The organism is uncultured Gimesia sp. (assembly GCF_937919775.1).
In the GTDB taxonomy this organism is placed as follows: Bacteria; Planctomycetota; Planctomycetia; order Planctomycetales; family Planctomycetaceae; genus Gimesia.
Map to the genome: position 1 here is coordinate 1 of NZ_CALFPF010000290.1, position 2,229 is coordinate 2,229.

Sequence of the window (2,229 nt, forward strand, 5' to 3'; positions counted from 1 at the left end):
CAGCACCAGAGCGCCCCATCCCAGCCTGGAAAAGACTGTTCCCGAAACTGAATTAACGTGTTTCCAAAGACCTGGTTTGGATGCAAGAATCATAGCTTGTTTCATATTTAATCACCGTATCAATACAGACTGAATACTGGTTTGAACCACGACATTATATAAATCAGACGAAATCTATCGTAACTGACAGGCAGGGGATTCTCTATCTCCCCAAAAGCATGTTTTCCGGAAACTGCCGAATTTATAAACAATCCTAACGTTTAGAGGCACCCAAAGCCAATACCGCTGGCAAACTGTTTTGAGATTTCCTTTCCTGCAGCATCTATTTTGATAAATCCTGATCTCGGCAGTGCCCGGTGCTTTCATGTCTTCCCGTTAATTGTTTACTCTGATGGATATCAAATTGAGTTGATGAATCGTGAATTGAAGCTCTTCAGAATTACTTTTTACCCTTCCAAGTGAACTATGCAGACTATCAGCCTGATACTCATTCGTTTCTGTCTGTCGGCCTGGGTCGGAGCGGCGGTGATCTTTGTCGTCAATGGTGTTCAGGATGTGACCTTCAAACCATTCGACTCCCTGATTCGAGACCAACTCATTACTTTGCACTTTCCCGTTTATTATACGATCGCCTGGGTCTTATTAGCGGGATCAATTCTGGGATGTCTGGGTATTCGCAGTAAAGAACTGATCTCCCGCCGCAGAGCTAATTTTATTTTCAGTCTCGTGGTGATCATTCTCGCAATGAGTCTGATCGACTATTTCTGGATCTATTCACCGCTGGAATCCATGATCACTCCCCCCGGCAGTCCGCGCCCTGCGTTATTCACCGCGTACCATCAGGCCTCGAAATACATTAACAGCATCAACATTCTGTTAAGTCTGATCGCCGCCGTCCTGATCAACTTGCCTGTGAAACGACCGAGTCAAACTGAAGAGTGAGAGCCCCCGATCAGTCCCGAATATGAAACAACTGCTTGAGCGCATCGAGTAATCCGTGAGGGGTCCCTTCCCTGGCTTCCTGTCGCAGCACTTCCAAGGGGGGATGCAGCAGTTTATTCACAATCTGTTCGATTGAGCGTTTGATCAATTCCTGATCTTTTTCATCCAGGTGTGACAACCTGCTGAAAAGTTTGTCGACTTCCTGCTCACGAACTTCGTGCCACTGCTCCCTGAGCTGCTTAATAATCGGACCTGTTGCCCGGTGGTAAACGCCGTGCATGAACCGGTCTGTTTCTTCATCAATGATTGCGAGTGCGCTTTCCACTTCTTTTTGTCGTGCCCGCCGATTTTTTTCGCAGGTTCCTTCCAGATCATCGATATCGTAGAGAAAGATATTATCGCTGATTTCGCCCACAGCCGGATCAAAATCGCGGGGCGCTCCCAGGTCGAGGATGAAAAACGTTTTGTTTCCTGCTTTCTTTAAGACACGCTTAAAACAGGCAACATCCACAATTGGCTGACTGGCACCGGTGGTACTGACAATCACATCCGCTGCGGCAATACAGTCTTCCAGGTCCTGATAAGGCTTCGCCTCTCCCCCCACTTTCGTCGCCAGCTTTTGCGCATTTTCCAAGCTGCGATTCACAACAAGCACACGCTTTACGCCTTCATCTTTGAGGTAGATCAGAGTTTCTTCCGCCATTTCCCCTGCTCCGATGATTAAAACCGTTTTATCATCAAAGCGTTCGAAAATTCCTTTTCCAAAAGTACCCACTGCCACACTGGCGATGGAAACCCGCCCTTCGGAGAGTTGTGTTTCCGTCCGCACACGGGCCGAAACACGAATCGCCTGTTGAAACAGCGCATGTGTTAAGGGACCGCACAACGCATTCTCAGTCGCGCGTTGATATGCTTCCTTGACCTGATTGACGATCTGCGGTTCCCCCAGCACCATACTGTCGAGACTCGAAGCCACCTGAAACAGATGCCTGACTGCGTCCGGTCCGGTGCGCTCCAGAAAGTCTTCAAAAAAATCGCTGATCGGAACCTGATGAAACTCAGAAAAGAATTTGGCCAGATCCTGATGAGTGGGACCGACTTCCGATTCCTGAGTGGCCGTATAAAGCTCAACCCGATTGCAGGTCGAAATCACCACCATCTCCGTAGCCGGATAGGATTTCTTGAGAACGGAATAGGCGTTATCCAACTGTTCTTTCGATGAAAAAGCAAGTCTCTCTCGAATATCCAAGCCTGCCGTTTGATGGTTGCAATAGACGACCTGCAGAT

2 protein-coding genes are annotated in these 2,229 nt (G+C 48.2%); one reads left to right on the forward strand and one right to left on the reverse strand.

The window, feature by feature from the left end; all coding sequences use genetic code 11:
• The first annotated feature begins 465 nt into the window (after window positions 1–465).
• Complete coding sequence (locus tag Q0294_RS07870) at window positions 466–942, forward strand: hypothetical protein (RefSeq protein ID WP_299462957.1); 477 nt, start codon at window positions 466–468, stop codon at window positions 940–942.
• Window positions 943–952: 10 nt separating this feature from the next.
• On the opposite strand, the gene hemA is transcribed toward Q0294_RS07870, so the two are convergent.
• Entirely contained in the window at window positions 953–2,227 is a 1,275-nt protein-coding gene (hemA, locus tag Q0294_RS07875) for a glutamyl-tRNA reductase (protein ID WP_299462960.1), read from the reverse strand.
• Between the last annotated feature and the right edge of the window lie 2 nt (window positions 2,228–2,229).

What these genes read in the sequence shown, in the direction of transcription:
- Q0294_RS07870 (WP_299462957.1), top strand. Translation starts at nt 466, where the DNA reads ATGCAGACTATCAGCCTGATACTCATTCGTTTCTGTCTGTCGGCCTGG.